This window comes from Streptomyces sp. 2A115 (genome assembly GCF_052245575.1).
Taxonomy (GTDB): domain Bacteria; phylum Actinomycetota; class Actinomycetes; order Streptomycetales; family Streptomycetaceae; genus Streptomyces.
The window spans coordinates 57753-80607 of the sequence record NZ_JBQQCG010000052.1; the positions used below are offsets into that span (position 1 = coordinate 57753).

The window sequence follows — 22855 nt, forward strand, 5'->3', positions numbered from 1 at the left end:
ACCGTAGCTTGACCAGGCCGCCGAACTGGACTGCCGTACCCGGCATCTGGGGCCGCGGTCTGCCGCACCGCGTCGTAACCGCGTCGTACGGGGAGACCACGTGACACGAGCACAACGCCGCCGGGCAGGGCTCATCCCAGTTCACCTCCACAGGCACGCAACCGCCGCGCTCCTCGCGGGAAGTCTGGTGGCGCTGGCCGGATGCAGTGACAACGACTCCAAGGCGTCAGAGTCCGAACCCAGCCAGAGTCGTACAGCGGAACCATCTACGTCCCCCAGTTCCACGGCTGATCCTGAGAAGGCCGCTGTCCTCACCGCATACACCCAGTCCTGGACGGCCCAGACCGAGGCCTACGCCAAGGCGTCTTCCACAGGCACCGACTTGAGGAAGACCACCACTCTGCGGGCCCTGGGTCTCATCGAGCATGACCTGGAGACCATGCGGAACGCCGGACAGGTGACGACCGGGAAGCCGGTGATCCACCCCATGGATCCCAAGGTGACCGAGGGTGAGATCCCCAAGGCCACCCTCACGGACTGCGTCGACACCACGAACTGGACCCTGATCGAGAAGGACTCGAAGAAGAAGGTCGCGCTGCCGACACAACGGCTCACCAAGTACGTCAGTGTCGCCAAACTCGAGAAGTGGGGGGAGCAGTGGATGGTCACGGAGTTGACCCCGCAAGAGGAAGAGTGCTGATCCGGCGGGGCGGGCTGATCGCCGCGGCCGTAGCCCTGGCTGTACTTCCAACGGAAACGGCCCATGCAGCGGACCCTGATCCCGATGTCGACGCCGGCGGATGCCAGGTCCAGAAGTTCTGCGTCGGTGTCGGTGTTGACGACAGCACCGACGGCCAGGGCCAGCAGGCTGGGTCGAAGGACACCGGCGAAAGCAAGGTCGACTGCCAGCTGACCAAGGTCGACCCGGAGCCGCCAGCCAACCACCCAGCGTGGAAAGGCGCCGATCCGAGGAAGAGCGATCTGCTCTTCCGCTCCTGCACGGACGGCGGCCAGAACAACGCTGACGGCTTCGTCGTCGGCGGCGAGGACCAACCTGCGCCCGACGTTGATCCGCAGGAGCTGGCTCAACGCGCCGTCGACTCCATGACGTTGCTCGGACCGGACATCGCCAGTCCGCGGGCTGCCGGTAAGTACGTTCTGGGCCTTCCCATGTGGATGTGGGTCAACGACAGCGCCACGACATACGGGCCCAACACGGCGTCGGCCACGGCCGGCGGGGTGACCGTCACAGCGACCGCCAAGGTGTCGAAGATCGTGTGGCGGATGGGCGATGGGGCCACGGTCACATGCAATGCCCGCGGCACCCCCTACAAGGCGGAATACGGCAAGCAGCCTTCCCCGGACTGCGGTCACCGCTACAGCGAGCCCTCCTCCACGAGGGAGTCGGGCAAGTTCCACGTCGCCGCGACGTCCACCTGGACCATCGACTGGCAGGGCGGCGGGCAAGCCGGCCAGCTCACCGAGATCCGCGACAACGCCGTGGACATCACCGTCGCCGAGGTCCAGGTCCTCAACAACAACTGACCGGCCACGCAACCACTCGAACACCCTGGAAGGGCCCTACCGTCATGGAAACCTCCGCCGCGCCGGCGGCGCCGCGCCCGACGAGCCCGGCCCGTCCCGAGGTCCCGATCACCACGACCCCGCCGGTCAAACGGGAGCGCAAGTGGTCGGTCATCGCGCTGTGCGTCGTGCTCGCCGTCGTTTTCGCCTTGGGCGCCGCCGCCGCGGTCAACTCGGCCAGCGATCGAGAACGGGTGCTGGCCGTGGCACGGGATGTACCGGCCGGCCGGGCCCTGTCCGCCGCGGATCTCGTGGTCGCCGAGGTATCCGCGGATGCCGGACTCACTCCCATCGCTGCTTCCCAGAAGGCCACCGTGCTGGGTAAGCGGCCCGCCGTCGACCTGCGCAAGGGCGGCCTGCTGCTGACCTCTCAACTCGCCGCTGGATCGGGCCTGGGGGACGACCAGGAGCAAGTCGGTGTCCAGATCAAGCGCGGAATGGCGCCCGCGGGAACGCTCGCGCCTGGCGACAAGGTCCGCGCGGTGACCACCCCCGGCCAAGGCGACGAGCCCACGGAGACCGCAACGGCCCCAGAGACCATCGACGCCACCGTCGTCTCCGTCTCCCGCCCCGATGCCACCGGCACGGTCGTGGTCAACCTCGCGGTCGCCCTCAACGACGGCCCCGTCCTGGCCACCCGCGCCGCCCTGGGCCGTGTTGCTCTGGTCCGTGAACCACGGAGCAGCTGATGCCCGTCACCTGTATCGCCTCCGCGAAGTCCTGCGGTGTCACGACCGCCGCGCTCGCCCTCACCATGGCTTCCGCCCGCCCCTCGCTGCTCGCCGAGTGCGACCCGGCGGGCGGCACCATCCGCGCCGGACTGCTGCAGGGCCAGGTGAGCGCCGGATACGGCCTCTACCATCTCGCGGCAGCCGATCGCGTCGGCCCGGTCGAACTGGCCAACGCCTTCGCCTCGCACCTGTGGCCGCTGGACGGTCAAGCCGGCCACCGCCGGGCCCTGTTCGGGCTGACCGACCCCGCCCAGGCCGCCGCGCTCAGCCGCACCTGGCCTGCTCTCTCCGACGTCCTGCACGTGATGGCCGAATCCGCCGACTACGACGTATTCGTCGACGCCGGACGTCTGGCCCTGGAAGCGGGACGCCTGCACCCCACGCTCACCCCGGCCCCGCTGCTGTATAAGGCCGACCTCGTCCTGCTCGCCGTCCGCGGCACCGAGCAGGCCCTGACTTTGACCCGCCATCTCATCCGGCCGCTGCGCACCGAACTCGAGGACAACGGCACCGGCGCCGGCGCGCTGGGCCTGCTCCTGATCGAGGACGGGCCGTTCCGCTCGCACCAGGTCGCCGAGGCCCTCGAGGCCCCGGTGCTGGCCGTGCTGCCGTGGGACCCGGACACCGCCGCCTACCTCACCGCAGGCGGAAAGGTTCCGCGTGGCTTCGCCCGCAGTCCCCTGTTGCGGTACGCGCGAACCGCCACCGAGCAGTTCGAGGTGATCGCCGCGCGCCGCCAGGTTCACCAGCACGACCCGGCCTCGCAGGCCCACACGCAGCTCGCGGGCATTCTGGACCGCCTGGCCCACCGCGGAGGTGCCCGTGGCTGACACTCACCAGCGTGCCGGCGTCAACGGGCAGGCCTCTGCCCCGATGGGCCGCGAGGACATCGCTCACCTGCTCACGGGCAAGCTCGGTGAGCGGCGGCCTGCTGCCCCTGCTCCGCCCGCCGCGGCCCCACCGCATGCGCCCGGCGGCGCCAGCAGTCCGGCGGCCGTGCCCAGGCTGGCGGGACTGCCCAGGGAACTCCTCCCGGTTGGCTGGGAGGTCATCGAGGCCCTGCAGGCCGAGGTGTCCGCGGAGTTGAGCACGCGCGACCCCGAGCGCACCCTGGCCGAGCCGGACCGGCGCGCGTTGGCCCGATCGCTGACCAACACCGCCGTCGCCGACTGGGCCACCGAGTACGCGCAGGGCAATACACCGCTGAGCCAGGACGAGGAAGCGCGTATCGCGACCGCGGTGTACGACGCGATGTTCCGCGGCGGGCGCCTGCAGTCTCTCCTCGATGAGGCCGGCGTCGAAGACGTCATGGTCGACGGGCTGACCGCGCACGTGGAGTACTACGACAAGCCGCGCCGCACGATCGACACGGTGGCCGACTCCCACGATGAGCTGATCACCTGGGTCAACCGGATGGCCCGCCAGTCCGGTCAGGGTGAACGTGCACTGACGCAGGCAACCCCGATGGTCGGTTTCCGGATGGCCGACGGCTCCCGGGTGACGGCGAGTCTGCTCACCAGCCGCCCCTCGGTGGTCATCCGTAAGCACCGCATCCTGCAGCACGGCATTGGCGAGCTCGTGCAGTGGCAGTCGATCAACCCGCTGCTGGAGCGGTTCCTCGTCGCCTGCGTCCAGGCGCGGACGAACGTGCTCGTGGTCGGTGACATGGGTGCCGGGAAGACGAGCCTGTTGCGCGCCCTGGGCCGTGAAATCCCTGCGGCTGAACGGGTGGTGACGCTCGAATCCGACCGTGAGCTCTACCTGGATGAGCCCGGCCCGAAGCCCGGCCCGGTCACGTTCGCGTTCGAAGCCCGTCAGTCCAACGGTGAACGCTCCGTGGGTGACCGGCTCGCCGGCGAGGTCACCATCGCCGATATGTTCGCCACCGCGCTGCGTTACAACGCCACCCGCGTCATCGTCGGCGAGGTCCGCTCCACCGAGATCGTGCCGATGCTGCAGGCCATGTCCGCGGGTGGGTCCGGGTCCATGTGCACCATGCACGTGCGGCGTCCGCACGCCATCATCTCCCGCCTGGTGCAGCTGTGTACCGAGGCCGGTATGGCGACCGAGGCCGCCCACCATCTCATCGCCTCCGCGATCGACGTGGTGGTGTACCTCACCTACGTCGATGAGACGGGGATCGGCGGCCGCAAGCACCGGTTCGTCTCCCATATCTACGAGATCCACGATGTCGTCGGTGAGGCGGGACGGCCCACCACCACCGAGCTGTTCGCTCCCGCCCCGGGTGAGCCGCGTGCGGTCTACCAGAACATGCCGTCCTTCATCGACGCGCTGGAGCGCACCGGCCTGGTCCACCGTTCCTGGCTGGCCAGGAACCCGAACAACTGGTGGGGATCCCCTCTGCAGTTGGCGGACCGGGCATGACCGGCCGCTGCCCCGCCCCGTACCGGATCGCGCCGCCCGGGAGCCGCCTGTGACCACGTCTCAGCTCGCTCTGGTCGCGGCCTGCTGCGCCGTACTGGCCGTCCTCGCCGCGATCGCCGCCGCCCGAGAAGTACGCGGCCGCATCCCCGACCCCACAAAGCCGCCCTCGCGCCTGGCCTCCCGGATGCGTCGCGCCAGGACGGAGCTGCCCGAGAACTGGCAGCACCGCTGGCGCCACCTGGTCGCCGCAGCATCCGTGGTCACCTTGGGCGTGTGGGCCTTCACGGGCTGGCCCGTGCACGGACTGCTCGCCGGTGCCGCCGTGCTGGGCCTGCCCTTCGTCCTGCACCCCGGCGGCGCCGCGCAGGCCCGCATCGAACGCCTTGAGGCGCTCGCCCAGTGGCTCAACCACCTGGCCGGCGTGCACACCGCGGGCATCTCGCTGCCCCAGACGGTCCGCGCGTCCGCGAAGAACGCGCCCGCTCCCATCGCCGGCAACGTGCAGCGCCTGGCGGACCGGCTGCGCACCGGCATGGACGCCCAGCTCGCCTTCGCGATGTTCGCCGGCGAACTCGCCGACGGCATCTGCGACCACGTGGTGCTGCTGTTCCAATCACACGCCGTCTACAAGGGGCCCGGCCTGGCCGACGCTCTTGAAGCGCTCGCGGTCACCATCCATCAGCAGGCCGCCGACGCCCGCGACGTCGAAGCCGACCGGGCCTCCGTGCGCAAGTCGTCCCGCCAGGTCTCCGTGGTCATCACCATCGTGGTCATCGGCTGCATGCTCAACAACGCCTGGTCGGGCTGGTACGAGAGCCCGATCGGGCAGATCGTGCTGGCCTTCCTGGGCGGCCTGTTCGCGTGGACCCTGGCGTGGCTGCGCCGTATCGCCCGCACCCAGCCCGACCCACGCCTGCTGGATCCGCTGCCCGTACACCTGGCCGTCGGGGAAGGGGAGGGCCGATGATTCCCATGAACGCGGTGCTTCCCGCGGCCGCCGCCGGCGTGCTGGTCGGTCTCGCCGTGCGGGCCGCCCTGCCTGCCAAGCCGGACCTGGCCAGCGTCCTGGACCATCTCGACGCACGCCACTTCACCAGCCCCGTGCCGGTGGCCGCCCCGCACGGCGCCCGTGGCCTGCCGGAGAAGGTCGGCGCCCGGCTGCTCGATGAGTTCGGGGTTCGCCTCCGGCTGCCGCTCCGTGACCTCAGCCTGTTGCGGATCTCCCCGGCCGAACACCTCGGCAAGCGGGTCCTGTTCGCCCTGTACGGGCTGCTCGCCCCCCAGCTGCTGCAGGCGCTGCTCGCGCTGGCCGGAGTTCCGTTCCCGTTCGTCATCCCGGCCGGCGCGTCCCTGCTGCTCGGCGCGCTGTTCTGGCTCAGCCCCGGCCGCGACGTCAAACGGGACGCGGCCGCCGCACGCCTGATCGTCCGGCACGCCGCCGCCAGCTACCTCGAGCGTGTCGCTCTCGCCCGGGTGGCGAACTCCGGCGCCGCGCAGGCATTGACCCAGACCGCCGAAGTCGGCGACGGCTGGATCTTCCAGCGCATGCGCACCGTCTTCGACCATGCCGAGCTCGCCGGCATCACCCCGTGGGACGCCCTCAAGCAACTCGGCGAGGAACTCGGCATCCCCGAACTGACCCGGCCCGCCGACACCCTGGCGCTGGCCGGAGACGGCGCCGCCGTCTACACCACCCTGCAGGCCCAGGCCCGCCAGCTGCGCATCGCCTTGCTGGCCGACTCCAAAGCACAGGCCAACGAGGCCAGCGCCGCCATGGTCTTGCCCGTCACGTTCGGCGTGATCCTCATGCTCGCCTTCGTGATGATCCCGATCGTCAACACCATCCTCGCCGGCTGAACCTGGCCCTCGTCAAAGGAGACCGACCATCTCATGGACATCCAGATGATCACTGCTTGGCTTCGTGTCCGTGTCGAGGTGATGCGCGAAGCCCGCGACCAGGGCGCCACCAGCACCGAACTTGCCGTCATCGCCGGCTCCCTGCTGGTCGGTGCGGGACTGCTCGTCGTCGCCATCCGCACCAAGCTCGCGGAGAAGATCGGCATCATCGAGGGCGGCTGACAAGCCCAACGACCCGCAGGAGAGCGGCCACGATGAGAGAAGGGGGAAGAGGTGGACAGCCGACCGCAGCGCCGCAGGGCCCTGCACCGACGCATCCGGCGCATCCGCTGGGGCCGGGACGATGGCGTGGGCAGCCTGGAACTGGCCACCCTCGCCCTGGTCGTACTCGCGCTCGCCTTCACCACCATCCAGGTCGGCCTCTACTACCACGCCCGCAAAGTCGCCCAGTCCGCCGCCCGTCAAGGCGTGGACGCCGGACGGCAGTTCGGCGCCGACCAAGGCAACGGAGTCGTCCAGGCCCAGGAGTACCTCGCCCGCTACGGGGGCTTTGTGAAGGACTCTCAGGTCTCCTCAGGCGGCAGCACCGCCCAGCAGATCCGCATCACCGTCACCGGCGAGGTCGCCACACTGGTGCCCGGCCTGACGCTGCGCGTCACGCAGCATGCCGACGGCCCGATCGAACGCTGGACCAACCCGTGACCCGCCCTGGCCTGCTGCGGCTGCTGCGCCGCAACCGGGGCAGCTACGCGCTGGAGACGGCCGTCCTCGCCCCCGTCCTGATCGCTGTTCTCGGCCTGATGATCGCCTTCGGCAGGGTCACCGACGCCGAGGGCGCGGTCGATGCCGCCGCCCATGCGGCCGCCCGTGCCGCTTCCCTCGAGCGCGATGCCACAACGGCGCAGTCGGCTGCCCAGGACGCGGTCACCCGCAGCCTCGACGGCGACGGCGTCACCTGCCAGACCTCGAACGTCGCCGTCGGCACCTCCGGCTACGCCACCGACGTCGGTGAAGCCGCCACGGTCACCGCGACGATCGCCTGCACCGCGGACCTGTCCGACATCGGGCTGCCTGGCCTGCCCGGAGCCAAGACCCTCACCGCGTCATGGACCAGCCCGATCGACACCTACAGGGCAAGAGCTCTTGGGTTCGCGAATTCTGACGTGCCGTGGAGTACGAACCGAAGGGTGGGTGCTGAGCAGTGAGCGCGCGAGGGTATGTGGGTTCACGCTCCGCGCGTCGAGCGTGCTCTTGCTTGGCAGACGGATCGTGCTGTGAGCCAGACGTCCTCAAACTCTGCGACGGTGAGTTCCGGCGGATCGTGGGGATCCCACTCGTGGATGGGAACCTCCGCCGTGACACCGAAGGTCGCCTCGTAATCTGCGAGAGTTCCGGCCTGTTGGGCAGCTTCCCACTCGGTCAACGAGGCCGCGGCGATGGGCTTTTCGAGCGGTCCTTGGAGTTCAACCTGGCGGGTGACCCAGCCGTCGCCGTCGACCTCGAAGTAGAACCAGATGTCTTCCTCGGCCCAGTGGCTGCGGAACCAGCGTGTCATGGCGTCATTGTCCGTGATGGCGCTGGGTCATGCGGACGGGAAGGCATCACCGAAGCCGGGGTGGTCGACGACGTCGGTGTAGCGGAGGCTGGCGTTGATGGACAGGCCGAAATGATCGTGATCGCGTTACTTCACAGCCGCCTCGCCGCCGTGAAAGCTCGCCGCGAGGACGGCTCCCTGTCGTTGTTCTTCGCGGTGACCACCGTGGGCCTGCTGCTGGTCATGGGTCTGCTCGTCGACGGCGGCGGAGCCCTCAATTCCTCCAGCCGGGCCGAGTCTCTCGCCCAGGAAGCCGCCCGCACTGCCGGGCAGCAACTCGATCCCGCCCAGGCCATCCAGGGCACCGCGATCACCATCGACGCGGACGCCGCGCAGGGCGCAGCCCAGGACTACCTCGCCGCCGAAGGCGTCCAGGGGGATGTCCAGATCAGCGACGACGGGCAGACCATGACGGTCACCGTTCATGACACCTACAGCACCTATTTTGCGCAGCTGCTCGGCAAGGCAACCATCGATGTGACGGGATCCGCGACCGCGCAGCTGCAGACCCAGGCTGGAGACTGAGCCCCACCATGGCGTCTCGAACCCCCGTGCCTGTGCGCATCGTTGGCGTCCTGGTGCGTGCGCTGCTCGGCCTCGTTTTCCTCGTCGCCCTGCTCGCCGGCACCCCGTACGTCTTGCTGCTGATCGGCACCCCGCCCACTGAGTTGTCCGGCGGCATCGACGTCCTGTTGCGCCCGGATGACGGCACCCTGTTCTTTGCCGCCATCACCTGCATCGGCTGGGGGGCCTGGGCGGCGTTCACCTGGACGGTGATCCTGGAGATCATCGCCGTGGCCCGCCGCCGCTCCGCTCCCCGGCTGCGCGCTCTGGGCGGCATGCAGTCCTTGGCCTCGTTCCTCGTCGGCGGGATCGTGTTGCTCGCACCGACCGCGGCCTCCGCGACGACCTCGTCGCCTGCCGTGGCTGTCACCGCGCCCCAGAGTGCTGACGACAGCATGCCCAGCGCCGCACCGACCACGTCTGTGCCGGCTAGCGCCGCCAGCTCGCCCACGCACACCGTGACCTCGTCCATGGAACTGCCGTGGGACCTGGCCCAGGAGTATCTCGGCAACGGGCAGCGGTGGCACGACATCGCCGCCCTCAACCCCGACATCCCGGGCCTCGCTTCCGGCGATCAGTACCTGCCCAAGGGCTCGGTCATCAAGCTGCCCACCGACGCCCGCCCCTCGACACCGGCCGCAGCCAGCGAGGAGGAGCACGCGTCCACCGTCACCGTGCAGTCCGGCGACTACCTGTCGAAGATCGCCCAGGAGGAACTCGGCGACGGTGACCAGTGGCCCGAGCTGTTCGCTGCCAGCCGGGGCAAGCCGCAGCCGGACGCTCTGCCGGAGATCACCGACCCCAACGTGATCTACGCGGGGCAGCAGGTCACCGTGCCCGGCGCCCAGGCCGACCAGACCGATCCACCCCCCGACAGCGGGCAGGGCGCCGAAGGGAGCAGCCAGCAGCCCACTCCCCCGGCCACCCAGAGCCCTGACGGCGAGCAGAAGCCGGGCGATGGCACGGGGGATGCGCAGGCACCCGCACCGAGCCACAGCAGCGCGCCCGCACCCAAGTCGTCGGCTCCCAGCACACCGGCCGGCCCTCCCACCCGGCAGCCCGGTCAGGAGCAAGGCGCGCCCCCCGCGACGCCGCGGCCCAGCACCAGCGCCTCCCCTTCTGCCGCTTCCCCGTCGGCGTCAGCGGAGCCGTCCGGCTCCGCGGCCTCCTCCCCTGCCGCCGAGTCGCCTGGGCCGGCTCCGGCCGGCAGCCGGTTGAACCTGCGCACCGTTCTCGGCGCCGGCGCGCTGCTGGCCGGAGCCGTCACCGGTGCCCTCGCGCTGCGCAGGACGCTGCAGCGCCGCCGTCGCAAGCCGGGCGAGAAGATCGCCATCGCGCCCGAGCCGTCCACGGCAGAAGCTCAGTTGGCGGCGGCCGCCGAACCAGGCGGCACGGCCCGCCTGGACGTGGCCCTGCGGACTTTGGCCCACCAGGTGGCCGCCGGGAAAGACGCCACGGACCTGCCACAGCTGCGAGCTGCGCGGATCGGCACCCGTGCGGTGGAGGTGCTGCCCGAGGACCTCTCCCAGGAGGCGCAGGCGCCCTTTGTGTCCGGGAAGGCCGGTTGGTGGGTCCAGTCCTCTGATGCCGTCCTCTTGGACGAGGAGGCCGCCCGCGAGGTGCCGGCACCGTATCCGGGGCTGGTCACGATCGGCAGCACCGAGGCGGGTGACCTTCTGCTGCTCAACCTCGCGCACTTGCCCGCGTTGCTGCTGGACGGCAACCCGGTCCACATCAGCGAGGTGTGCACGTCGCTTGCCCTGGAGCTCGGGATGAGCCCGTGGGCGGCCGAGGCCGAGGTCGTCACCGTGGGCTTCGGCCAGGAGCTGCCGCAGTTGCTGCCCACCGCGCGGATCGCCCATATGCGGCAGGCCGCGCACGCGTTGCGCGATCTGAGCGAACGGCTGCTGGAAGCACACCAGATGCCAAAAACCCAGCATCAGCCGTATCTGCTGCTGTGCGCGTCGGCTCTGGACGCGGACACGGCCTGGCAGGTCGCCGAGGTCATCGACAGGTCCGGCACGGTCCCCGTCACGTTGATCGCCCCGGCGAGTTCGGCGGCCGCGAACTTCCCCGAAGCGGAGATCCTCAACGCCTCCCTCAGTGAACCGCAGACCCTCCACTACGCCGGCATCGACGTCACGGTGCAGCGCCTGGAGCACGCTGCCTACCTGCAGATCACCACCGCGTTGAAGGTGTCCGGGCAGCCGCCGCACGCGGCCGAGGGCCCTTGGCAGGACGTCCCCAACGAGCCCGACAGGATGCACGAGCCCGCCCAGCCCGCTCCCGAGGAGCCCAGCGCGCCCACAACCGCCGATACCACAAACCTCGCGCCGGCAGCGGCAACGGACGTGAGCGGCGAGGTCTTCCCGGCCCTGCTCGCCGCCACCACCGATCCGTCCGGACTTCGCCTCCTGCCCACCGCCACGACATCGACTCACTCCGCCGACGAGCCCGGCCCGGACACCGAAGCAGCGCCCTGGGCGCCCGCGGAGACGCCGGCCGGTGAAGAGGCCGCGCAGGCCGACGCCCACGAGGAGTCCGCCAAGGACAGCAAGACGGCGGAGGCTGAGGAGCGCGAGGCGCATGCCCTGCACGCGCCGGAGATCCGGGTCCTGGGCCCCATCGAGGTGACCGGCGTGGACAGCACCGGCCACGGCCCCCGGATGGCACAGCTCGCCGCCTTGCTCTTCTTCCGGCCCGGGCGGAGCGCGGACGTGCTGTGCTCCGACATGGATCCCGTCAGCCCGTGGTCGCCGAGCACCCTCAACGCCCGGCTACAGGGCCTGCGCCGCTGTCTGGGCAGCGATCCCGCCGGAGACCCCTACGTGCCGCGCCGCAGCTCCGGCGAGGACCCCTACCGGCTCTCCCCCGGTGTCCGCTGCGACTGGAGCCGCTTCCTGCAGCTCGTTGAACGTGCGCTGCCGCTGGGGCCGGCGGGCCTGACCGATCTGGAACGGGCGCTCACTCTGGTACGGGGCCGCCCGTTCGCAGGCAAGCCCCTGCCCTGGGCCGAGCCCCACCAGCAGGAAATGATCACGCGCATCATCGACGTCGCGCACACCGTGGCCACCTACCGCACCCCCGCGGGTGAGCACCACGACCTCAGCGCGGCCCGCCAGGCCATCGCGACCGGCCTCGACGCCGACGACACCGCGGAGCTTTTGTATCGCGACTGGTGCCGGATCGAGCATGCGGCCGGGAACAGGCAGGGACTGCACACCGCCATCACCCGCGTCCAGCAGGTCAACCGCGCACTCGACTGCTCCCTGGAGAGGGAGACCGAGCACCTCATCAACAACCTCCTCAACGCCACCACGACGAGGCAGGCCGATGGCACCTGATCCCCATCCAGCTGTCAGGCCCGGCCTTTCCCGCGTCACGGGAATCCGCCCGAGCGCCCGGCTCCACCCGGTCAACCACCCGCCGTGCACCGCCCCCCTATGAGGCCGTTCATGGAAAGGAGCAGCAGCGCGTGATGGCGAAGAGCGCCACCCCCGTACCGGAACCTCGCCCAGTACCCCGGATCCTGACCGTGACGGTCGTCTTCGGAGCGGTCGTCATCGCCGGTATCGGCTTCGCCGGTTCGTACGCGGCGGTACGCGAGCTCGCCCTCCAGAAGGGCTTCGGGAAATTCAGCTACCTCTTCCCGATCGGCATCGACATGGGCATCTGCGTCCTGCTCGCCCTCGACCTGCTCCTGACCTGGATCAGGATCCCCTTCCCCCTCCTGCGCCAGACGGCGTGGCTGCTGACGGCGGCGACGATCGCGTTCAACGGCGCGGCCGCCTGGCCGGACCCGCTGGGCGTAGGCATGCACGCCGTCATCCCGATCCTGTTCGTCGTCTCGGTCGAAGCGGCCCGGCACGCCATCGGCCGGATCGCGGACATCACGGCCGACAAGCACATGGAGGGCGTACGCCTCACCCGCTGGCTGCTCTCTCCGCTGCCGACGTTCCTCCTCTGGCGCCGGATGAAGCTGTGGGAACTCCGCTCCTACGAGCAGGTCATCAAGCTGGAGCAGGAACGTCTCGTCTACCAGGCCCGCCTGCGCTCCCGCTTCGGCCGCGCCTGGCGCCGCAAGGCCCCGGCGGAGTCCCTGATGCCGCTGAGACTGGCCCGCTACGGGGTGCCGCTGGCGGAGACCGCCCCCTCGGGCCTGGCGGCGGCGGGCATCGAGCCGGCGCTGCTGCCTCCGGCGCCCCGGCAGCAGACGGAGCCGGAGCAGGCCAACACCCCCGCAGCCACCCCCGCCCAGGTCAAACCAGCGGCACAGGCGGGCGCGGCAGCACCGCAGAGCGAGCAGCACCGCCAGGACCCCGACCACAACCCCGCCCCCTACCAACAACAGCAGCGGGACGACGCGCAAGAGCCGGAGCCGGGCACGAGCCCCCGGTTCGCGCCCCCGCAGCGGCAGGAGATCGCCTACGAGGGCGGCCACAACCCCGCGCACGCCCCCGCCGAACCCTACGAGCAGCGGCATGAGGAGCAGCAGTCCCAGCCGTACCAACCGGGTCCGCAGAAGGCGGGCGATTTGCCCATCCCGGCCGGCCCGGGCCGCACCCGCCAGCCCGGCAAGGACAGCACCCCGAAACCAGAACCCGGCCAACACCCACGTCCGCCCAGCCCTGTTGAAGCTCCCCCGCAGAAACCCGCACAACCTCTTGCGGCGCTTCCGGCACAGGCCCAGCACGCCCGCCCGGTGAAAGCCGCCCTGAAAAAAACACCGGAAAGCGGCACACCAGCACCAGTGCCAGTGCCATCCGAGCTGACCACCGTCGACCACTACTACCTGGCCTGGCAAGACTTCCAACACCAACACGGCCACGAACCCCAAGGCACCGAACTATCGCAATTCCTAGCCCACCGAAACGTCCTCGACCGCGAAGGCCAGCCCATCAAACCCAAAGCGCTGACCCGCTATTTCCACGAATTCCGGATCTACACCGTATGGGCAGAACACCGCACCCACACGCACAGCCCCGACCGCCACCAAATCGCCCACGACCTCACCAAACACGGGATCACCGCCCAATACAACAAACCAATCCAGCCACCCCACCTCAAAAAATACCTCGACAGCTTCGAACGCCGCTTCAACACCCTCACCCACCACCACAACAACACCACCCACAACCCACTCCCCTGACACCAACCCCCACAGCCGCGCAGCGTGAAGACATGGACGCCCACTCGGGCGACTACCTCGAGGCTGCAGACCAGCCAGGGAATTTCAGGATGGCGCCCCGTCTGGCGGGGGTTATCCGCCTCACCGGACCCCAGGACCCACCACGCCAGCTCGCGGCCCTGGGGCCGGCACCCAGGCGGCGGACAGCGACGACGTCCCCCGGGTGCAGAACCGCTCCGGCACCGAGCGAGGCACCATGTTCCATGGGATCCCACCGGAAGTGATCGATGCAGTTCCCCGAAGCTGTCGATGCGCTGCTGGCGTGGATCCACGCTGTCGGCGAGGATTCGGTCCGCGTCCAGACCTCATCCCTGAAGTCGATCTCATGACGCAGCACCGAGCCGTTTAGTTGTGGCGAGCGCTCCATTCGTGGTCCAGCATCGAGTGCACGACGGAATCACGCCACCTCCCGGCCTTTTGGATGTACTCCCGGATGACGCCTTCCTGGGTCATACCCGCCGCCGTCATCGTCCTTGCCGAGGCCTCGTTGAGAGGAGAGCGCGCGCCCCAGACACGGTGGAGACCCAGTTCCTCGAAGGCAAGGCCCAACAGGAGACGTACGGTTTCGACGCCGTAGCCGACGCCCCAGGCATCCGGGCGCAGCGCGAAGCCGAATGTGGCTCCGCGCTGCTGGTGTGGATCTGTGGCGATGCGGCCGAACCCGATCAGTTCGGCGGTGTCCCGCTCGATGACTGCGAGTGCGTACTCGGTGCGCGGCGTCGCGGTGGCTGAGGCGATGGACCGGGCCACGATGTCGCCCACCTGAGCACGGGAGCGCGGCTCGAACGACAGATGCTCCGTTGCCTCGGCGCTTCCGTAGATCGCGAACACCGCGTCCACGTCCTCGATCGCGAGTTCGTGGAGATCCAGGCGCTGGCTGGAACGCTTGACCGGGTACATGCGGGTCTCTACGACGCAGCCTGTTCGAGCAGTTCCTTCACCATGACCGCGTACAGCGGAGAGTCGGCGAACGGTTGGCGCTCGCCCGCCTTCTGGTACCCCCAGCTCTCGTAGCGTTCCTGGACCTTGGGGTGCGTGACGTCGACCAAGAGCACGGCAAGGGCCTCCGTACGGCCATCCAGGAGCGCCTTGTGCAGTTCCTCTGCCGCCCCCGACTTCCGCCATTTCGGACGCACCATCAGCTCGGAGACGGCGAAGGTGAGCGAGCTCTCCGGTTCCGGATAAGGGGTGTCGCGCCACCACTCGCGCCCCTTCGTCGCCGGCGCTCCGTAGGCGAAGCCCACCGGCTCATTTCCGTCGTAGCCGATGACACAGTGGTACTCCGGGTTTCCGCCCCAGTGGTCGACGAACCATGGGAAGCGTTCGTCGAACTCGCTCCCGACGTGGTACTCAGGGATATCGGCATGCACGTCGAGGAGCACCTGCCGAATCTGGGGCAGGTCGTCGTGCCCGTAGTGGCGAAGGTCCATCACTCGTCAGCTCCATTTCGTGCGCAGCTCATCGGCCCATTCGTAGGCGCGGGGTGATCTTGGCGCCAGGCTCAGTAGGTCGCGGTGGAAGTCGCCGAGCAGCGTTCGCATCCGACCGGGTATTGGGTCACCTCCCATGATGTCGAAGACTCTGGACGCTGTGGCACACCCGAGTTCGACGTCACCCTGGTGAAGTTGCGCGAGGCCGAGCCGCGCCGTGGCGAGCGCCCGGTTGCGCTGGAACCGGGCGGGGAGCGCGGCCAGCGCCTTGTGAGAGGACGCCTCAGAAGCAGCGGGCATCTTCAGATTTTCCTGGACGATGCCGGTCATGGCGAGCAGCTCAGCTGGCCCGTAGAAGTGGATCCAGCTCGGCCGCTCAAGTGGGGTCGCCTTCGCCAAAGCCTCCTGCGCATACCCGATGCGACGCAGAGCCTGCTGGTCCTCCCCGAGGTTGGAGAAACCGATTGCGGTTCGAGCATGGGCAAAGGATGCAAAGAACGGATCCTTGCGAGTAATCGGGAGATTCTGGGCGGCCCGAGCCGCTGCGAGGGCGTCCGGGAAGCGTTTCTGCTGGTGAGCGAGCATAGCGATCGAGTTCCACACCCGGAGCTGGATGATGTGGTCCTGCGCCATTCCCGCAAGGGTCATCGCCCGCTCTAGATACCTCTGGGCTCGGGCGAGGTCACGCGAGTCGATACAGCACCACGCGGCCAGAGCCGTGAAGTCCGCAGCGACTCCGTACAGGCTTCGTCGCACCCGTTCTCCAGCAACGCTTTGCTGCTGTAGGTCGAGAGCCCTCGTCGCCCAGGTAAGTGCGTCTTCGACGAGGGTCGTCTGGCTGTCGTCCAGGGTCGTTTGGCCACCGTGACGGTCGTCGAGCAGCGTCAGTTCGTTGATCTGGCCTTGCAACCTGTGAACGTCGGCCATACCAACACGGGCGGGCGGGGTCACCAGGTGGGGCGTTGCCGCGGCGGCGGCCGTACCTGCTGCTGAAGTGATGAAGCGGCGACGCCGCACGTGCTCCTCCGGCGGTGCTGCGGTGGTGCGTGCTGGGTTGAACCCTAGGTCTTCCACCGAGCAGCCGAAAACCCTCTCCAGCGCGACCTTGGTGTTCCCTGCCGGACGTCGCGTCGATCCGTTGAGGAGCCGCCGGATCGTTCTGTCGGAGAAAGTGCCCGGTTTGCCTGTCGCCGCCTCAAGAGCTTCATTCATCTGACCGGCTAACTCGTCTTGATTCAGCCCAAGTTCAGCTAACCGGGCCGCAAAGACGACGTTCACTCCCATGTGAAGAACGTAGCCGTCCGGATAGCCCTCAGCCATGCCAAAGGTAATGAGAGTGCAAAGTTGTCCGGTTGGTTGCAGGTAGGCGAAGGCCAACTTGTCCTGTAGCAGGCGGGAGATAAGCGGTTACCTGAGTGACGCCCCGACCACCACTCCGGTGTCGTCGTATCCACCGGCGCGGAAGAGGGTGATTCCTTCCCTGGGCGTAGGTCTGCACCTCCCGTGCAGGTCCCAGGGAAGGGATCGACCACCGCGCCGCCCGGCGAGGCCAAATTATGAGCCAGGAGTTCACGTGAGCCTGCAGATGCATCGCACCGCATTTCTCGCCGCGGCGACGCGTAAGGCGTCTTCAGGCCCCGATGCGCCGGCAGTTCCCCAGCGGTCCGGCCGGATCGTCCCCGGGTGCTGACTCCCGGAAGCTGATCGCTAAGTGAGGACGCATGAAGGATTCGGCATGACACCGACTGCGCCCATCGTGCAGACGGACCCCAGTGCCGCCCCTCGTCTCGGCGTGCGCACCGGCCTTGCGGTGTCCTTCGCCCGCGACAGCGGCTCCACGGCCGGCACGATCACGGAAGTAGACCGAGCCGTACCACGGCGCGTACGCCGCATCGTCCGGGCCGGGCTGAGGCACTGGGGCCAACCAGACCTCATCGAGTCCGCCGAGCTCCTTGTCACCGAGCTGGTCACAAACGCGTTCAAGCACGGTCGCGGTGATGTCGGGGTACGCCTGTACCTCACCGTCAGCCACCTCCTGATCGAGGTGCGGGACGGCTCTCACGAACTTCCCGTGCCGAGCAACGCAGGCCTTGAGGACGAGGACGGCCGCGGCCTCTTCCTCGTCAATGCCATCGCCGAGGCCTGGGGCGTCAGCCCTGACGGCACGACGACCTGGTGCTCCCTCCCCCTTTGAGAAGGACCGACGACATGGAACCCGCCGCGGCACCAGCCCCGGGCTTAGCCGACCGCTCCAGCAGCTCCCCTCTACCTCGGCCTCAACGTCCGCAGGAGTGGCAACGCCTCTTCCCCATCAAGCCGGTGACGGTACGGCGCGCTCGTACGTACGCCTGCACACGGCTCACGATGACGAGCCGGCCAGGAGACCAGGAGGGCGCCACCCGCATCGTTGCCGAGCTGGTGAAGAACGTCATCGATCGTGTCGGACCGCAGCACGGTGAAGGCGAGCTCGTGCTGGATGTGGTCGTCGCCGAAGACGAGACGCTGCTGATCGCCGTGACGGACCCGAGCCCGCAGTTCCCCGACTTCCTCAAGGCGGTCTCTGCGCAGAAGAGCACGGGCCTTTCGTTGATCCGCGAGCTTGGCGGCGAGAGCACCTGGAGACCAGCGGCGGACGAGCACAAGCGTGAACTCTGCGCAGGGCTGCGTCCGCCATCCGATCGGTCCTGCATTCCCCCAGAGGACGTGATGACGACGACAGCCCTACGGACGCCTCGCGCGGTTACCCGCCGCGGGAGCGACGTGATGAACGAGCGCTTCAAGGTCGCCCCTGGCTGCGGTGACGCATCGCCCCGGCGCGAGGACGCATGCCGGGTAGGGATCATGCGCCGGATCGCCGCCGCGCGTCTGAGGTACTGCGGACTCGATGCGATGGCTGACGAAGTGATGGTGATCGTCTCGGAGTTGCTCACCAACGCGCTTGTGCACAGCGGCACCACGGAGATCAGCCTGAGCATTTGCGTCCAGGACGGATTCCTGCGGATCGCTGTCGGTGATGGCATGGCCGGCAGTGCCGAGCCCGAAGCCGCGGGCGAGACCGCCGAGTCGGGGCGGGGCCTGATGCTCGTCGAGGCTCTGGTGCGAGAGAGCGGCGGCACCTGGGGAACCAGCGACGGCGGAGCCACGACCTGGTGCTGCCTCACCGTGCCAGGGGAGGACGGCGACGTCCCGCTATCGGGAGCAACGCGTGTCCGGCTCCGCCTGGTCGACCGCGAAGCCCCCTAACCCACCCCTCCGTCCGGAGATCCCCCAATGACCTCGTCTCCCGCGCGGCTTCCCGCGCGCTCAGCCCAACCGGCCGTCACAGAGCAGGAAATCAGCGCCATCGTGATCCCACTGCCCATCCGCGATGAGCCCCGCTGGCAGTGGAAGCGGGCGTTCACGGCCGATGAGAACGCTCCTGGTCTTGCCCGGGTGCACACCCGCACTCGCCTCACCGTCGCGGGCTGGACGGGCTCCATCGAAATGGGTGCCCGGATCGCATCCGTACTGATGGACAACGCGGTCAAGCACGCCCACGTGTCCGCCGGCGACATACTCGTGCTGCGCCTGGCGATCCTCGCGACGGGTGAAGTCCTCATCGAGGTCACAGACCCGTCCCCCGACTTCCCCAACTTCACCGCGGCCGTTGAGTGGGAGCCGGCCGACGGCAGCGACGAGCGCCGAAGTCTGTGGTGGGTGCGCCAGTGCAAAGGCCGGGTCTCCTTCACGCCGACGGAGGATCAATCGGCGAAGACCGTGCAGGTCCTCATCGCCTCCGGGGAGGTCTCGGCATGAGCGCGCTTCCCCAGCGGGTCATCGACCAGTTCACAGCTCCCGTGGATGCCGCTCCCGCCACGTTCCAGGCCAGGCCAGACCATGTCCGGCCCGAAGACGTCGCCCCGGACATGGGTGATCTCGCCGCCCGGGTGCGGAACCTCATGGAATTACAACAGGGGCGCCCCTTGCAATTGCCACTTGGCGGCAGCCTGTTCGACGTTGTGGTCACTGCTGCCGGTGATGCCGCTCGAGCGGTGGTCAGCCTCATGGATGACGTCCAGTACGACGGCTGCGGGCCCGTCATCGATGACCCAGAGAGGTCGTGGATGTGCTGGCTGGTCCCGCCCGGCACGAGTGACCAATGGGCCCCGAGCCGCTACGGCGTGTGCCTGGGGCGGCCGTACCAGATCGTCCTACCGCAGATGACCACAGCAGACCCGCCGGGCGCGTACTGGCTTCGGCCCTGCCGCGGCGACCGGCTCGTGCCACCGATCGCCTTGCGGCAGTTGCTCGATCAGTTCCAGCCCGGCCCGGTACCGCACGAAACCCTCATGGGTTCGTTGCTGAGCGGAACGACGTGACCGTCCACAACAGATGAGAGAGAAGAGCAGACGCGTGCGTACCTCGACCGAGCCGGGCCTGATCCCTTTCATCACGCAGAGGGAGGGGGAGGAAGCCGCGCCGGCCAACCTCATGATCTACAGGCACACCTCCGGGCCCCGGCTCTACTACACGGACGAGGACCCCAGGGACCGGCCCATGCGGGGGGTGCTGTGGGCACGGTGCGGCTTCAGTCCCAGGGACGGCCGCGGCATGCCGACGGGCGCTCCTCAGTGGAAGCTCATGCACCCCTACCGGCAGATGATGACCATGCAGAGCCTGCGCTGCCAGGTCTGCCAGGGGCCGGCACGGACTGCCCTGGGGTTCATCTTCCTCGCCGGTCCCAGGGACGAGGACCCTACGCAGCCGACGATCTTCACGAATCAGCCCCCGGTATGCCCCAAGCACGCTCGCGCCGCCGCTGGGCTCTGCCCGCATCTCGAGAAGGACCCGATGGTCTTCCTCGCGAGGAGTGCCCCCCTGTACGGAGTCCACGGCGCCATCTACGGCCTCAACGCGGACCACCAGGTGCACGTCGTCGCGAATCCGCACCAGTACCTGCCCTTCGGGCATCCCAACCTTCCCACCCTGCTCGCCTCGCAGCTGATCCGCCGCCTGAGCTCCTTCCGCATCCTCGCCATGGACGAGCTGACGCAGGAGCTGGCGGCGCTCACCGCACCGACCTGACCTTGGCGTCGGCTGAGTTCGGCGCGGACACCCCGGTGGCGGTGCTGGACGAGGAGACCACGGCCGACCGGATCAGCAGGTCACTCCCTGCCAGCGACGGTGTTCGCCGTGGCCGGCTGCGGCGCTACCGCAGATAATCAATAGCCTCGGCTCCAAGGACGTTCAGAAGAGCCAGAGCGTCGGCGCCAGAGGATCCTGGCGGCGCGCTGTAGAGCACGAGGTGCTGGTCGCGGTCCGTGAGCGTGAGCGTGTCGCAGTCGACGGTGATCTCCCCGACGGCCGGGTGGCGGAAGGTTTTGGTGAGCATCGGCGCGGCCTGCACGTCGTGCCGCGCCCAGAGCCGGGCGAAGTCGGGGCTGGCGTTGCGGAGTTCGTCGACGAGGCCGGTCACCGCGGGATCGGTGGGGTAGCGGGCGAGGGTGGCGTGGAGCTCCATGACGACTTGGTGGCGGAACTCGGCTGCGTCGGAGATCCCGTACAGCGTCGCATCAGGTCGCTGCGGCCCGAGGAATGCCCGGCGCGCGAGATTGCGGTCCTCTGGGGCGAGCTGGGCAAAGTCCTCCATGAGCGCGGCTGCAAGGTGGTTCCAGGCGAGCACCTCGAATGCGGCGGACATCACGAAGGCGGCCGTCTGCGGCAGCCGCTCGAGGAGGGCGAGGATGCTGGGGCGGACGTCGCGCTGGTGCAGCCGGGTACGGGTCGGCGCGGTCCCCGCGAGGACGTGGAGGTGGTCGGTCTCGGCGTCGGTGAGCCGCAGCGCGCCTGCGATCCCGGCGAGGACCTCGCCCGACGGTCGCGGCGCCCTGCCCTGCTCGAGCCGGATGTAGTACTCCGTGGAGATGTGCGCGAGGACCGCGGCCTCCTCGCGGCGCAGACCCGGTGTCCGGCGTCGCGGGCCGGCGGGGAGGCCGACGTCCTGTGGCCTGAGCCGCTCGCGGCGGCTGCGGAGGAACGCCCCGAGCTCCTGTTTGTCCATATGCCAAGTGTGCGCTCTGCCCGGCGGCGGATCCTGGTACTGCCTGTGCCTGTATCCGGCCGGGGTGCGGCCCGACGCTGTTGTCATGACGAACAACACCAACCACATCGACAGCGCACCCATCGGCCTGCTCACCAGCAAAGTTGTGTTCATCACCGGCGCCAGCCGCGGCATCGGGGCGGCCGCGGCCCGGCTCTTCGCCTCCGAGGGCGCCGCCGTCGTGCTCGCCGCCCGCAGCACCGACGCCCTCGACCGCATGATCACCGAGATCCGCGCCGACGGAGGCGTCGCCGACGCCGTCACCTTGGACCTCGCCGACCGCGCCAGCATCCGCGCCGCCATCGACCACGTCGAAAAGCTGCACGGACGGCTCGACGGCGCCTTCAACAACGGCGCGGTCCCCCAGCAGCAGTTCGGCCCGGTCGATACCACCAGCGACGAGGACATCGACGAGCAGTTCGCCGTGAACTTCCGCTCGCACTGGACCGCCATGACCGCCGAGGCCGCACTCATGCGACAGGGCCGCGGCGGGGCGATCGTCAACACCTCCAGCATCGGCAGCCGCCGCGCGAACCCCGCCCTGCCCGCGTACGGCGCCATGAAGCGCGCGCTCAACAGCCTCACCGAGACCGCCGCGGTGAACTGGGCCGGTGACCGTATCCGGGTCAACGGCATCACTCCCGGCGGCACCTCCACGGACATGATCGACACCTGGGAAGCTGCGACTCCCGGCATCGTCAAGCAGATGACCGCGACGATCCCGCTCGGCCGGATGGCCGAGCCCCGGCAGATCGCCGAGGCGGCCGCGTGGCTGCTCAGCGACCGGGCCTCGTATGTGACCGGCGCGATCCTGCCGGTCGACGGCGGCGCCGGCGCCTGAAAGGGAGAGGAGTCAGCTTGCCGCGGCAGGTCCTTCGGCTCGTGCCCGTGTGCCCGCGAGACGGTAGGAGTCGGTGCCGGTCTCGATGATCGTGACACGCTCTGCACTCAGCAGCACGCACACCCGCTGCCCCAACGCCGGCACCGACGTTCCCGTGGAAGAGGTCACACGAACCCATCCTTCACAAGGCGAGCAGTGCCCTGAATCCCCCACCGCCCAGCTCCGGCCGGAGGAGCGTTAAAGCTCCACACCTGGTGCGGGGTGTGGAGCCCAGCCCACTCAGCGGAAGGGACCGCCAGTCGCGAAGGCATGGGCTGCAAAACGCTTGCCCATGCGACGGTACGCGGCGGCGGTGGGGTGAAGACCATCGGCCAGGTCGTCCGCGAGCTACAGACACTCCTCGCCCTCTGGACCGGTACCTGCCCCACCTGCCACCGCGACATACCCACACCAATACGCACCTGACCAAGCCCTACTAGTAGACTGTCGCAGCTAATGTTTGGGATAGAGGTGGCGCAGTTTGATGCGTGCATCGTGGGTGGTGAACTGCCAGTCCACCTGACGTTGGTCGGTGTTGGTGGCGTTCTGCCAGGCCGAGAGTT

The 22855-nt window shown here is 69.0% G+C and carries 25 protein-coding genes and 1 pseudogene; 20 read left to right on the plus strand and 6 right to left on the minus strand.

Annotated features, from left to right (window positions below):
* Positions 1 to 382: 382 nt before the first annotated feature.
* From ACTWQR_RS35255 to ACTWQR_RS35300, 10 genes are read left to right on the plus strand one after another with little or no spacing between them, the layout of a single operon-like run.
* Positions 383 to 700 (plus strand): hypothetical protein, encoded by a 318-nt coding sequence (locus tag ACTWQR_RS35255; RefSeq protein ID WP_443231296.1) that lies wholly within the window; start codon positions 383 to 385, stop codon positions 698 to 700.
* The gene (locus ACTWQR_RS35260; protein WP_443231297.1) at positions 694 to 1545 is read left to right on the plus strand and encodes an ATP/GTP-binding protein; all 852 of its coding nucleotides are present in this window, start codon (positions 694 to 696) and stop codon (positions 1543 to 1545) included. Before ACTWQR_RS35255 ends, ACTWQR_RS35260 begins: the two co-directional genes overlap by 7 nt.
* A 44-nt stretch (positions 1546 to 1589) precedes the next feature.
* Complete coding sequence (locus ACTWQR_RS35265) at positions 1590 to 2273, plus strand: SAF domain-containing protein (RefSeq protein WP_443231298.1); 684 nt, start codon at positions 1590 to 1592, stop codon at positions 2271 to 2273.
* Positions 2273 to 3145, plus strand: a complete 873-nt coding sequence (locus ACTWQR_RS35270) for a MinD/ParA family ATP-binding protein (protein ID WP_443231299.1) — start codon at positions 2273 to 2275, stop codon at positions 3143 to 3145. Before ACTWQR_RS35265 ends, ACTWQR_RS35270 begins: the two co-directional genes overlap by 1 nt.
* Positions 3138 to 4700, plus strand: coding sequence for a CpaF family protein (locus tag ACTWQR_RS35275; RefSeq protein ID WP_443231300.1), 1563 nt, complete (start codon positions 3138 to 3140; stop codon positions 4698 to 4700). Before ACTWQR_RS35270 ends, ACTWQR_RS35275 begins: the two co-directional genes overlap by 8 nt.
* Positions 4701 to 4749: 49 nt before the next feature.
* Positions 4750 to 5667 carry a type II secretion system F family protein gene (locus tag ACTWQR_RS35280; RefSeq protein WP_443231301.1) on the plus strand — a complete coding sequence of 306 codons (918 nt, stop codon included), beginning with the start codon at positions 4750 to 4752 and terminating at the stop codon, positions 5665 to 5667.
* Positions 5664 to 6557, plus strand: a complete 894-nt coding sequence (locus tag ACTWQR_RS35285; RefSeq protein ID WP_443231302.1) for a type II secretion system F family protein — start codon at positions 5664 to 5666, stop codon at positions 6555 to 6557. Before ACTWQR_RS35280 ends, ACTWQR_RS35285 begins: the two co-directional genes overlap by 4 nt.
* 33 nt (positions 6558 to 6590) lie before the next feature.
* On the plus strand, positions 6591 to 6779 hold the full coding sequence (locus ACTWQR_RS35290; protein ID WP_443231303.1) for a hypothetical protein: 189 nt from the start codon (positions 6591 to 6593) through the stop codon (positions 6777 to 6779).
* Between the two features lie 51 nt (positions 6780 to 6830).
* On the plus strand, positions 6831 to 7259 hold the full coding sequence (locus tag ACTWQR_RS35295; RefSeq protein WP_443231304.1) for a TadE family protein: 429 nt from the start codon (positions 6831 to 6833) through the stop codon (positions 7257 to 7259).
* Positions 7256 to 7762, plus strand: coding sequence for a TadE/TadG family type IV pilus assembly protein (locus ACTWQR_RS35300; RefSeq protein WP_443231305.1), 507 nt, complete (start codon positions 7256 to 7258; stop codon positions 7760 to 7762). The genes ACTWQR_RS35295 and ACTWQR_RS35300 overlap by 4 nt, the downstream gene beginning before the upstream one ends.
* Before the next feature lie 20 nt (positions 7763 to 7782).
* Here ACTWQR_RS35300 and ACTWQR_RS35305 read toward each other — a convergent pair whose 3' ends face one another.
* Positions 7783 to 8112 (minus strand): hypothetical protein, encoded by a 330-nt coding sequence (locus ACTWQR_RS35305; protein ID WP_443231306.1) that lies wholly within the window; start codon positions 8110 to 8112, stop codon positions 7783 to 7785.
* Positions 8113 to 8172: 60 nt separating this feature from the next.
* On the opposite strand from ACTWQR_RS35305, the gene ACTWQR_RS35310 reads away from it, so the two are divergent.
* The 3 genes from ACTWQR_RS35310 to ACTWQR_RS35320 all read left to right on the plus strand — a co-directional run bounded on the left by ACTWQR_RS35310 (position 8173) and on the right by ACTWQR_RS35320 (position 13864).
* On the plus strand, positions 8173 to 8676 hold the full coding sequence (locus tag ACTWQR_RS35310; RefSeq protein ID WP_443231307.1) for a pilus assembly protein TadG-related protein: 504 nt from the start codon (positions 8173 to 8175) through the stop codon (positions 8674 to 8676).
* 8 nt (positions 8677 to 8684) lie between these two features.
* Positions 8685 to 12059, plus strand: coding sequence for a LysM peptidoglycan-binding domain-containing protein (locus ACTWQR_RS35315; RefSeq protein ID WP_443231308.1), 3375 nt, complete (start codon positions 8685 to 8687; stop codon positions 12057 to 12059).
* 134 nt (positions 12060 to 12193) lie between these two features.
* On the plus strand, positions 12194 to 13864 hold the full coding sequence (locus ACTWQR_RS35320) for a DUF2637 domain-containing protein (protein WP_443231320.1): 1671 nt from the start codon (positions 12194 to 12196) through the stop codon (positions 13862 to 13864).
* A gap of 384 nt (positions 13865 to 14248) precedes the next feature.
* Here the strand turns inward: ACTWQR_RS35320 and ACTWQR_RS35325 are convergent, their stop codons facing one another.
* Genes ACTWQR_RS35325 through ACTWQR_RS35335 form a run of 3 tightly spaced genes read right to left on the minus strand, consistent with a single transcriptional unit; the run spans position 14249 to position 16653 of the window.
* The gene (locus ACTWQR_RS35325; protein WP_443231309.1) at positions 14249 to 14803 is read right to left on the minus strand and encodes a GNAT family N-acetyltransferase; all 555 of its coding nucleotides are present in this window, start codon (positions 14801 to 14803) and stop codon (positions 14249 to 14251) included.
* Between the two features lie 8 nt (positions 14804 to 14811).
* On the minus strand, positions 14812 to 15333 hold the full coding sequence (locus ACTWQR_RS35330) for a GNAT family N-acetyltransferase (protein ID WP_443231310.1): 522 nt from the start codon (positions 15331 to 15333) through the stop codon (positions 14812 to 14814).
* 6 nt (positions 15334 to 15339) lie between these two features.
* On the minus strand, positions 15340 to 16653 hold the full coding sequence (locus ACTWQR_RS35335; RefSeq protein ID WP_443231311.1) for an XRE family transcriptional regulator: 1314 nt from the start codon (positions 16651 to 16653) through the stop codon (positions 15340 to 15342).
* A 415-nt stretch (positions 16654 to 17068) separates the two neighbouring features.
* Between ACTWQR_RS35335 and ACTWQR_RS35340 the strand changes: the two genes are divergently transcribed.
* The 6 genes from ACTWQR_RS35340 to ACTWQR_RS35365 all read left to right on the plus strand — a co-directional run bounded on the left by ACTWQR_RS35340 (position 17069) and on the right by ACTWQR_RS35365 (position 20534).
* Entirely contained in the window at positions 17069 to 17527 is a 459-nt protein-coding gene (locus ACTWQR_RS35340; RefSeq protein WP_443231312.1) for an ATP-binding protein, read from the plus strand.
* 224 nt (positions 17528 to 17751) lie between these two features.
* Positions 17752 to 18576, plus strand: a complete 825-nt coding sequence (locus ACTWQR_RS35345) for an ATP-binding protein (protein WP_443231313.1) — start codon at positions 17752 to 17754, stop codon at positions 18574 to 18576.
* Between the two features lie 102 nt (positions 18577 to 18678).
* Entirely contained in the window at positions 18679 to 19128 is a 450-nt protein-coding gene (locus ACTWQR_RS35350; protein WP_443231314.1) for a hypothetical protein, read from the plus strand.
* Positions 19125 to 19691, plus strand: a complete 567-nt coding sequence (locus ACTWQR_RS35355) for a hypothetical protein (protein WP_443231315.1) — start codon at positions 19125 to 19127, stop codon at positions 19689 to 19691. The genes ACTWQR_RS35350 and ACTWQR_RS35355 overlap by 4 nt, the downstream gene beginning before the upstream one ends.
* Positions 19692 to 19725: 34 nt before the next feature.
* Positions 19726 to 20397, plus strand: coding sequence for a hypothetical protein (locus tag ACTWQR_RS35360; RefSeq protein ID WP_443231316.1), 672 nt, complete (start codon positions 19726 to 19728; stop codon positions 20395 to 20397).
* Positions 20398 to 20399: 2 nt separating this feature from the next.
* Positions 20400 to 20534: a hypothetical protein gene (locus ACTWQR_RS35365; protein WP_443231317.1), complete on the plus strand. Its 135-nt coding sequence runs from the start codon at positions 20400 to 20402 to the stop codon at positions 20532 to 20534.
* On the opposite strand, the gene ACTWQR_RS35370 is transcribed toward ACTWQR_RS35365, so the two are convergent.
* Positions 20522 to 21373: a helix-turn-helix transcriptional regulator gene (locus ACTWQR_RS35370; protein WP_443231318.1), complete on the minus strand. Its 852-nt coding sequence runs from the start codon at positions 21371 to 21373 to the stop codon at positions 20522 to 20524. The two genes, ACTWQR_RS35365 and ACTWQR_RS35370, sit on opposite strands and share 13 nt — an antisense overlap.
* 85 nt (positions 21374 to 21458) lie before the next feature.
* Between ACTWQR_RS35370 and ACTWQR_RS35375 the strand changes: the two genes are divergently transcribed.
* Positions 21459 to 22253 carry an SDR family NAD(P)-dependent oxidoreductase gene (locus tag ACTWQR_RS35375; RefSeq protein WP_443231319.1) on the plus strand — a complete coding sequence of 265 codons (795 nt, stop codon included), beginning with the start codon at positions 21459 to 21461 and terminating at the stop codon, positions 22251 to 22253.
* Between the two features lie 12 nt (positions 22254 to 22265).
* On the opposite strand, the pseudogene ACTWQR_RS35380 reads toward ACTWQR_RS35375, so the two are convergent.
* Positions 22266 to 22346 (minus strand): annotated as a pseudogene (locus tag ACTWQR_RS35380) (ATPase); the annotation flags it as partial.
* Between the last annotated feature and the right edge of the window lie 509 nt (positions 22347 to 22855).

Excerpts from the sequence above, each read along its gene's own strand:
- ACTWQR_RS35335 (WP_443231311.1), bottom strand. The coding sequence starts at position 16,653 with ATGGCTGAGGGCTATCCGGACGGCTACGTTCTTCACATGGGAGTGAAC.
- ACTWQR_RS35375 (WP_443231319.1), top strand. The coding sequence starts at position 21,459 with ATGACGAACAACACCAACCACATCGACAGCGCACCCATCGGCCTGCTC.
- ACTWQR_RS35290 (WP_443231303.1), top strand. The coding sequence starts at position 6,591 with ATGGACATCCAGATGATCACTGCTTGGCTTCGTGTCCGTGTCGAGGTG.
- ACTWQR_RS35320 (WP_443231320.1), top strand. The coding sequence starts at position 12,194 with ATGGCGAAGAGCGCCACCCCCGTACCGGAACCTCGCCCAGTACCCCGG.
- ACTWQR_RS35325 (WP_443231309.1), bottom strand. The coding sequence starts at position 14,803 with ATGTACCCGGTCAAGCGTTCCAGCCAGCGCCTGGATCTCCACGAACTC.
- ACTWQR_RS35265 (WP_443231298.1), top strand. The coding sequence starts at position 1,590 with ATGGAAACCTCCGCCGCGCCGGCGGCGCCGCGCCCGACGAGCCCGGCC.
- ACTWQR_RS35315 (WP_443231308.1), top strand. The coding sequence starts at position 8,685 with ATGGCGTCTCGAACCCCCGTGCCTGTGCGCATCGTTGGCGTCCTGGTG.
- ACTWQR_RS35355 (WP_443231315.1), top strand. The coding sequence starts at position 19,125 with ATGAGCGCGCTTCCCCAGCGGGTCATCGACCAGTTCACAGCTCCCGTG.
- ACTWQR_RS35330 (WP_443231310.1), bottom strand. The coding sequence starts at position 15,333 with ATGGACCTTCGCCACTACGGGCACGACGACCTGCCCCAGATTCGGCAG.
- ACTWQR_RS35285 (WP_443231302.1), top strand. The coding sequence starts at position 5,664 with ATGATTCCCATGAACGCGGTGCTTCCCGCGGCCGCCGCCGGCGTGCTG.
- ACTWQR_RS35270 (WP_443231299.1), top strand. The coding sequence starts at position 2,273 with ATGCCCGTCACCTGTATCGCCTCCGCGAAGTCCTGCGGTGTCACGACC.
- ACTWQR_RS35305 (WP_443231306.1), bottom strand. The coding sequence starts at position 8,112 with ATGACACGCTGGTTCCGCAGCCACTGGGCCGAGGAAGACATCTGGTTC.
- ACTWQR_RS35340 (WP_443231312.1), top strand. The coding sequence starts at position 17,069 with ATGACACCGACTGCGCCCATCGTGCAGACGGACCCCAGTGCCGCCCCT.
- ACTWQR_RS35370 (WP_443231318.1), bottom strand. The coding sequence starts at position 21,373 with ATGGACAAACAGGAGCTCGGGGCGTTCCTCCGCAGCCGCCGCGAGCGG.